The sequence below is a fragment of the Catenibacterium sp. genome, from assembly GCF_052354645.1.
In the GTDB taxonomy this organism is placed as follows: domain Bacteria; phylum Bacillota_I; class Bacilli_A; order Erysipelotrichales; family Coprobacillaceae; genus Catenibacterium; species Catenibacterium mitsuoka_A.
The window spans coordinates 1-8,702 of sequence record NZ_DAWDDM010000071.1 but is presented as its reverse complement, the minus strand read 5'-3'; the positions used below and the strand labels follow the sequence as shown (position 1 = coordinate 8,702).

7 protein-coding genes and 2 pseudogenes are annotated in these 8,702 nt (G+C 33.3%); 6 read left to right on the top strand and 3 right to left on the bottom strand.

What is annotated here, in order from left to right:
• Positions 1–133: 133 nt before the first annotated feature.
• From tnpA to ACT8VG_RS04725, 3 genes and pseudogenes are all read left to right on the top strand, one after another.
• A pseudogene (gene tnpA / locus ACT8VG_RS04735) lies at positions 134–535 on the top strand (IS200/IS605 family transposase).
• A gap of 65 nt (positions 536–600) precedes the next feature.
• Positions 601–1,056 (top strand): AAA family ATPase, encoded by a 456-nt coding sequence (locus tag ACT8VG_RS04730; protein WP_217106867.1) that lies wholly within the window; start codon positions 601–603, stop codon positions 1,054–1,056.
• Positions 1,019–1,498: a DUF4143 domain-containing protein gene (locus ACT8VG_RS04725; RefSeq protein ID WP_217106866.1), complete on the top strand. Its 480-nt coding sequence runs from the start codon at positions 1,019–1,021 to the stop codon at positions 1,496–1,498. Before ACT8VG_RS04730 ends, ACT8VG_RS04725 begins: the two co-directional genes overlap by 38 nt.
• A 67-nt stretch (positions 1,499–1,565) precedes the next feature.
• On the opposite strand, the gene ACT8VG_RS04720 is transcribed toward ACT8VG_RS04725, so the two are convergent.
• The 3 genes from ACT8VG_RS04720 to ACT8VG_RS04710 all read right to left on the bottom strand — a co-directional run bounded on the left by ACT8VG_RS04720 (position 1,566) and on the right by ACT8VG_RS04710 (position 3,900).
• The gene (locus ACT8VG_RS04720; RefSeq protein WP_217106865.1) at positions 1,566–1,898 is read right to left on the bottom strand and encodes a type II toxin-antitoxin system RelE/ParE family toxin; all 333 of its coding nucleotides are present in this window, start codon (positions 1,896–1,898) and stop codon (positions 1,566–1,568) included.
• Complete coding sequence (locus tag ACT8VG_RS04715; protein WP_129981030.1) at positions 1,888–2,145, bottom strand: type II toxin-antitoxin system Phd/YefM family antitoxin; 258 nt, start codon at positions 2,143–2,145, stop codon at positions 1,888–1,890. Before ACT8VG_RS04715 ends, ACT8VG_RS04720 begins: the two co-directional genes overlap by 11 nt.
• A 489-nt stretch (positions 2,146–2,634) precedes the next feature.
• Positions 2,635–3,900: an AI-2E family transporter gene (locus ACT8VG_RS04710; RefSeq protein WP_187012776.1), complete on the bottom strand. Its 1,266-nt coding sequence runs from the start codon at positions 3,898–3,900 to the stop codon at positions 2,635–2,637.
• A 120-nt stretch (positions 3,901–4,020) separates the two neighbouring features.
• Here ACT8VG_RS04710 and ACT8VG_RS04705 point away from each other — a divergent pair, with 120 nt between their 5' ends.
• The 3 genes and pseudogenes from ACT8VG_RS04705 to glgP form a co-directional block, all read left to right on the top strand.
• Positions 4,021–5,010 carry a nucleoid-associated protein gene (locus tag ACT8VG_RS04705; RefSeq protein ID WP_117459632.1) on the top strand — a complete coding sequence of 330 codons (990 nt, stop codon included), beginning with the start codon at positions 4,021–4,023 and terminating at the stop codon, positions 5,008–5,010.
• A 92-nt stretch (positions 5,011–5,102) separates the two neighbouring features.
• A complete protein-coding gene (glgB, locus tag ACT8VG_RS04700) occupies positions 5,103–7,007 on the top strand; it encodes a 1,4-alpha-glucan branching protein GlgB (protein WP_217106864.1) in 1,905 nt (634 codons plus the stop codon).
• 3 nt (positions 7,008–7,010) lie between these two features.
• Positions 7,011–8,702, top strand: a pseudogene (gene glgP, locus ACT8VG_RS04695) (glycogen/starch/alpha-glucan family phosphorylase); the annotation flags it as partial.

The window sequence follows — 8,702 nt, the reverse complement described above, 5'->3', positions numbered from 1 at the left end:
TATCTGTTTCAGCTGCGATTATTTGAATTTTAGCTGTAATAGTCATCTGTTCCATGGATGTACTCCTTTCATAGATATTTCACTATATATTATATTTAATTTATAGCGAAATATCTATATTTTGAGGTGAACTATGAATGATAGATACAATCGTCATAAGAGACAAAATACAGCCTTAAAGTACATATAGGCCTTGTAACCAAATACCACAAACAACTACTAAAAGGCTCTATTGCTGATGATGTTAAACAAGAGATTCTCCATATAGCTAATACTTACGCCACGAAATTATTGTGATAGAAACTGACAAAGACCGTATGCATTTCTTATTAAGTTACGATACAGCAGATCAAGTTTGCGATATTGTAAAAATTGTAAAGCAGGAAACAATATACCACTTATGGCAAAAGTATAGTTCGGTCTTATCAAGACAGTATTGGAAGGAAAAAACATTTTGTTCAGATGTTATTTTGCTTGTAGCATTGGAGAAGTGTCATCAGCAACTATACAAAAATATATTGAAAGTCAGGGATAATAGATAACGATTTACGAGGCTCCTCCCACCGCCTAAAGGCAGTGGGAGGAGCCTATGACAAACGAATGGATTTATTTATGAAAGAGTTTGGTAAGAAAGCTTATGTAAATACTGTTTATATCAATTTTGAGAATAATTCAATTATGTCTGACTTATTCTCTTATGATTTGGATGTTCATCGTTTGGTTAAGGGAATAGAAGTCTATACTAATCAAATAATAGATCCGGATAACACTCTTCTTATATTTGATAAATTACAGGAAGTACCTAGATCCTTAACTTCTTTAAAATATTTCAATGAAAATGCACCTGAATATCATATTGTATGCGCCTGTTCATTCATGGGTATTGATTTACATCAATGGACATCATTTCCAGTAGGTAAAGTGGATCTTATGAACCTCTATCCACTTAGCTATAAGGAATTCTTATTAGCAACTAAACAAAGTGATGCTTTGAAGGACTATTATTTTGTAGGGGGGTATGCCAGAAGCTGTACAACATTTTGTGAGTCATCATAGTTATGATGAAGTACGCAATATACAGAAGAGAATTCTATTAGATTATGAACATGATTTTACATGTCCAAAAATAAGTAAAGTATGGAATAGTATTCCAATACAGATTTCTAATAATACATATGAAGGGAAACGTGGTAAAGGTTTTGATGTGGCTGTTATGTGGTTAGCTGATTGTGGATTGATATACATAGTGAATCGTGTGAGACAGGTAAAAGCACCCTTGAAAATACATGAGGATTTCAATACATTTCAATTATATCTATTAGATATAGGATTATTAGGATGTATAGCAAAACTTGATGAGCATACACTAAGTAAACAATATATATGTCAGCAGCTTATGGCAACAGAACATGTGAGTATATATTGTACAGATGATACAGATTTCTTGATAGAGAAAGAAGATGGCATTATTCCTATAAGTGCGCAAAAGACACTATAAAGGAATGGATCTTCTCCTGTATTTATAAATAAAAGCATCGATCAACTCGTGATCGATGCTTACGTGATCAAATATCCAGTTTTATATGAATATCAGTGATATTTTGTTTACCATATACAATACGTAGGATTAAGATTATATTTTCTGCAGTATTCGGAAGATAGTACATGATATAATTTCCAATCAATTTCTTTCTCAAATTATCTAACTGTAAAAATTCATTGTCTACAAGAGAACCACTTTCAGGAAAAGCTCTTGCTTCGTCAATATTATCCTTTAACTTGTCTACGAAATCAGATGCTGCCTGTAGATTTGCAAGTTCAATTGCTATATACGAGACAATTCCATCTAAATCAGATTCTGCTCTTTTGGTCAGTCGATATCCAAATTTAGATGCCATACTTGCTCCTTATATTAGAAATTGCAGTGTCTCCTTCTACTGTGTTTCCAGATTTCACATCTTTCAAACCATCCAATATTGTTGTTGCTTCATCCATCTTTCTCATAGTTTTTTCATAATAATCAATGTCCATAACAACCAATCTGCCGTATCCATTCTTGGTTACGAATACAGGACCGTTTTCTTCTGCACAGCGACGTTCTACTTCAACCGTATTTTTTAAATCACGCATCGGAATAATCTGCATAGAATCAGCTCCTTTCTTGTGGCTAAATTATAGCCTATATTTAGTCACACTACAAGTGGTCGTGAATTATTACGATAAAAAAACGACACAATCAAGTGTCGTTTTAATGTTAGTTCATAGTTTTCTGTAACTTCTTGGCTACTAGTACTAATACAATCGCAAGTGATGCAAGAATATATGAAGCAATATAACCCATTACATAAGATCAAGTTGCATAGAAGAAGCTTGCTGAAATCTTAGGACCTACAAAAGCACTGATATCATAACCAATAAAATTAAACCATAGTTTCTGTTATAGAACTTAGAACCAAAGATAATCTTAACCATAGTCGCAAATATGACTAGTAATCTACCAAATGAGAATCCTACTAAGGCGATACATAAATGAAAAAAACAATCTAGAGTTAGATGGTGACATCTTTACTCAGATTGTTTCTATGTGGAAACCAGAAGAAGAATACTTCAACTGGCATAATTTATGGATTCCAATTAAATAGAAGAGTCCTTTTTTGGTTTTACTTTATTATCTATTCTATTTCCATTTTCATCTAGTTTATAGAGGTTATTGTATGTGACTTCTATATGTTTCTGATAGAGTCCGATATTAATGATTCTAGAGAACACAGCATAGATCAAAGCAGTAAGTGGTACACCGATAAGTACACCAACAACACCCCATAGATTACCAAATATAGTAATACCTAGTAAGACAAATAAACCACCTATACCTACAGATTTACCTACAATCTTAGGATATACCACATTTCCTTCAAACTGCTGTAAGCAAAGATAAATAATCGCAAAAGCTAACATGCTCTTACTCTGTGCTGCAGCCACTAAGATGAGTCCTGCAAAGAAGGTAATGAAGTTACCAAACATCGGTACAAAGCTAAATAAGAAAGCCATAATCGCAATTAATTCAGGGAAAGGCATTCTAAATAAACGCATCGCAATATAGACTTCTAACATAAAACATGTTGCTTCTAACATCTGTCCTGTCACAAAACTATTAAAGTAATGATTGGCTTCACTCATGATATCAAAAGCGACACCTGCACGTTTATGACCTAATATATATGCAATGAGTTTTCTACCTTGTTCAAGATGTTTCTCTTTATTTGCAAGAAGATAGAGAGCCATAAAGAATGAAGTGATAGCAGTAATGAATGAACCACCAATATTTGATACAAATTCTGTTGTTTTAAAATGAGGATTACCTAGGAAATTACCTGCAGTCGCAAGAATTGTACTTAAATCAATAGAGGCAAACCATTTCTGTACTTCATCTACTGTGACTGAATAATCAATATTAAATTTTGTACATATAGAAGTAATATAGACAGCAAGTCTTTTTGCATAATTATCTAAGTTAGAGAATAAGAGTGAGAAGCTTTCTCCGATTCTAGGAATAATGAATGAGAAGAACATCACTAATATTAATAGTAAACATATAATAGTGATAGCCATCGCAATACCACGAGTTCCCTCTACTAAGAATTGAGGAAGCTTTAGGTTAGGTTTTTTCTTCGTTAATTGTTCTCTTGCTTTCACAAGTAACTTCTCTACTAATTTCATTGGGATATTGATTACAAATGCGATTACTATCGCAATATAGAAGGGTCTTGCAAGCCCTAATGCATTAAGGAAGAAGTCCCATACTGATTCTAAATTAAAAAGAATAAAAGCTAAGATAATACCGTATGTAATATATTGGAAAATCTTGTCCTCTGGAAAATTGAAATTTTTGTTATCCATAATAATCACCTAAGGAAATAGTACCACAAAATAAGGTGTATTGTTACTAGAAATTAAATAAGAAAAGGTTGAGGAATAGAAGAAATTTGCTATAATGACACACGTGAAAGGAGAATATAAATGAACACTATTATTATTAATAAAATCATGATGCATATGCTTGATTTTGAGCATCGTAAGATATATTTAAGTGAAGATTTCTGCGAATTAAATGATACAACTCAGGAATATTATCATAAAAAAGTAGAAAAAGCTTTATACAGTCCAGCTATTAAAGAACTTGTTGTGCCTTCACTTCATGAATTATTACTTCGTGCTGATAAGATGCTAGAAGATGATGAAGAATTCAAGAAACAGGCAAAAGAAATTAGTGAAAAGTTCTTTGCGTTAGGTTCAGTGATTGAAGAAATGCCTAATAGTAATATTTTATATGTGGATTGTTATCGTGATGGTGTACATATGATTGCCGCTTTAAAGCTTAATTATAAATATAATTCTGTATCTCTTGTAGAAGAGGAAAATGTCCGTATTACAAGAAGACAGGTTCTTCCTCAGATTGGTACAGCTGTTGATGAAGCGATTATTATAGATACAGATCATAAGAAGATATCTCTTATTGAAAAGAAGTATCTCATTGATGGCAAGATGGATACTTACCTTAATAGTCAATGGATTAAGGGAGAAGAAAAACTCACTGATCGTCAGAAGATTTCTACTATGAAGAAAGTAGTGAATAAGATTGATGATATTTATCATGTAAATGATAAAGAAGCACTTCCACTTGTAAAACAGGAAATATTAGAAAGAACACAGATGGGTGAACTTGTTAAACCAATAGAAGTAGTTCGTAAGGTCATGGAAAGAGATTATCAGGCTCAGGAAGAATCAGAAACAATGTTGAAGGATCTTGGGATTGGTGAGGATGATACAATTTCTTTAAATGCATTAGGACGTTCTGTAGAGGTTGTTAAGATTACTCTTGATGAGGATATTCAAATAACTATGCCAGTAGATGAATATGTGAATGGATCTACTTTTGAAAAGAAAGAAAACCCTGATGGAACAGTTTCTATCGTATTAAATAACATTCAGGATATCACAATCAAGTAACCGTTTACATTTTTTTGCCTATATTGTCTGAAATGAATGAATTTTGGTCATATTTATTGTATAATAAAGTTTATGAAGGGAGACATATAGGTATGTTAGATAATTTCTTGATAAAATTGTTTTTTGAAGGAAAGTGTTTAGAAGCATATAAGGTATTCGGTGCTCATCCGGATAAAAAGGGCGTTCGTTTTACAGTATATGCACCACATGCAAGAAGTGTTCAGGTTGTAGGTAATTTTAATGACTGGGATGGAACACAGCATTATATGGAGAGATATAATGATGGAGGCGTGTGGACTCTCTATATTGAAGGGCTAAAGCAGTATGACCTTTATAAATATAGAATTGAAACACCTTCTGGAGCTATTGTTGATCGTGCAGATCCATATGCCTTTTTCAGTGAAATTAGACCAGGTACAGCATCTAAGGTATATAACCTAGATGGTTATCGCTGGCATGATTCTAGATGGATGAAGTCACGTTCTAATAACTATGATCGTAACATGAATATCTATGAAGCGAATCTTGGTTCTTGGAAGATGAAAAAGGAATTTACAGATACATCTGATGGAGAATTCTATTCATATGAAGAAATGATTGATGAAATCATTCCTTATGTAAAGAAGATGGGCTATACACATATTGAAGTAATGCCTTTAAATGAGTTCCCATTTGATGGCTCTTGGGGATATCAGGCAACAGGTTATTTTAGTGCGACAAGTCGTTATGGACATCCAAAACAGTTAAAGGATTTCATTAATGCGTGTCATAAAGAAGGTATAGGGGTTATTATGGACTTCGTACCTGCTCATTTTGTTAAAGATGGACATGGTCTTTATCAGTTTGATGGAGGCTGGGTTTATGAATATGCAGATGTGAATAACCGTTATTCTGAATGGGATTCAGTATATTTTGATGTGACAAAAGATACTGTACGTTCATTCTTAAAGAGTGCTGTTCATTTCTGGGCAGAAGAATTCCATATTGATGGTATTCGTTTTGATGCTGTCAGCAACCTTATTTACTGGAAAGGTAATAAAGACTTTGGTACAAACAATGGGGCTTTAGAGTTCTTAAAGACTATGAATGAACAGATTCATGAAAGATATCCTGCATTAATGACTATTGCAGAAGACTCAACTGATTTCCCATATGTAACTAAACCAGTTAAGGATGGCGGTTTAGGATTTGATTATAAGTGGGATATGGGCTGGATGAATGATACATTGAAGTATTTCAAAGAAGATCCAGTTTATCGTCAATATGATCATAATTTATTAACTTTCTCAATGATGTATTTCTATTCAGAAAGATTTATTTTGCCATTCTCACATGATGAAGTGGTTCATGGTAAAGCAACTATTTTAAATAAGATGTGGGGACTTGATGGAGACAAGTTCGCACAGGCAAAAGCTTTATATACATATATGATGACTCATCCTGGTAAGAAGCTTAATTTCATGGGTAATGAATTAGGTGAATACAAGGAATGGGATGAAAGAAAAGCATTGGCTTGGAATATCTTAGAATATCCACAGCATGATTCTTTCCATCATTTTATGCAGGATTTAAATAAGATGGTTGAAGAACATTCAGCTCTTTATAGTATGGATTATGATCCAGAAGGATTTAAATGGCTGGTTGTAGATGATCATAATCAGAGTGTATTCTCATATGCTCGATTTGATAAGAAAGGCAACTGTTTAGTTATAGTAGCTAACTTTATTGGTAATAGTCATGATAATTATGCTGTACCAGTACCGTTTGCTGGAAGCTATAAAGAAATCTTGAATACAGATAAAGATAGTTATAACGGTTCAAATTACACAAATACACGTGCTTTAAGATCAAAGAAAGGTACTTGTCTCAATGAAGCACAGAGTATTCATGTAAAATTAGCGCCATTTAGCGCGGTGGTATTTGAATATCATAAGCCAGCTAAAAAAGTGTCTTCTCCAAAGAAGACAAAGAAAAGTGTTGTAAAGGAAGGAAAGTAGTAAATGTTTAATACAAAAGAAGAATTTAAATATGAATTTTCTAAGCGAATCATTGAATCATATGGTCGTACAGTAGAAGAAGCACATTTAACAGAAAAGTTCATGGTTCTTGAAACTATGGTTCGTGACTATGCATCTGTTAACTGGGCTATGACAAAGATGGCAGTTCAGGCTAAGCAGCAGAAACAGGTTCACTATTTCTCAATGGAATTCTTAGTTGGTCGTCTATTAGTCAACAATATGATGAACTTAGGTATCTATGAAACTGCAAAGGAAGGTCTCGCAGATTATGGTATTAATATCCATGATCTAGAAGAATTAGAATCAGATGCTGGTTTAGGTAATGGTGGTTTAGGTCGTCTTGCTGCCTGCTTCATGGATTCTTTAGCTTCTTTATCTTATCCAGCTTTCGGTAATACTATTCGTTATGATTATGGTTTCTTTAAACAGAAGATTGAAAATGGATACCAGGTAGAAGTACCAGACCAGTGGTTACGTTTAGGTAATATGTGGGAAGTAAGAAAACCTAAGCATGCAACAGAAGTTAAATTCTGGGGTAAAGTAATCTGGGATGATGCAACTGGTGGATGGAAGCATGTAGATTATGAAGCAGTACGTGCTGTACCTTATGATATGCCAATTGTTGGTAATGATACTAAGGTGACTAATACATTAAGATTATGGAAAGCTGAACCTAGTGAAAACATTCCTACAAATAAAGATTTCCGTCAGTATGCTCAGGAAGTCAATGATATTTGTCAGACATTATATCCTGATGATTCTACACATGCTGGTAGAGTATTACGTTTAAAACAGCAGTATTTCTTTGTATGTGCTGGTTTAAATTCTATTATTCGTGCACATTTAAGAGTATATCCTGATTTAACTAACTTCCATGAAAAGAATGTTATTCAGTTAAATGATACACATCCAGTATTAGTTATTCCTGAATTAATGCGTGTATTTATTGATGATTACAACATGGAATGGGATGATGCATGGAATATCGTATGTAAGACTTGCGCATATACAAACCATACAATCTTAGCTGAAGCATTAGAAAAATGGCCTGTTGATATGATGAGAGACTTATTGCCAAGAGTTTATCAGATCATCGAAGAAATCAATAGACGTTTCATTGGTTTCGTAAAACAGCAGACTGAAAATGATAACGAACTATTACAGAGAGTTATGATTATTAAAGATGGTCAGGTACATATGGCTAGACTTGCGATTGCTGGTTCATTTAGTGTCAATGGTGTAGCACAGCTTCACTCTGATATCTTAAAAGAAAGAGAAATGAAGGATTTCGATACTTTATATCCTAACAAGTTCAACAATAAAACGAATGGTGTCACTCATAGAAGATGGCTTGCATATTGTAACCCACAGCTAACTTCATTAATTAATGAATCAATTGGTGATAGCTGGATGCATAGACCAGATGATTTAGAAAAGTTGGCTCCTTATGTAACTGATTCAATTACTCAGAGTAAGTTCTATAATGTAAAACAGCAGAGAAAACAGATTCTTGCAGATTATATTAAGGAACATAATGGTATTGATGTAGATGTGAACTCTATCTTTGATATTCAGGTTAAGAGATTACATGCAGACAAGAAACCGTGATTAAATGTCATGCATATTATCTATTTATATCAGATAATGAAAGAAGATAGAAGCTTAAGAATTTAT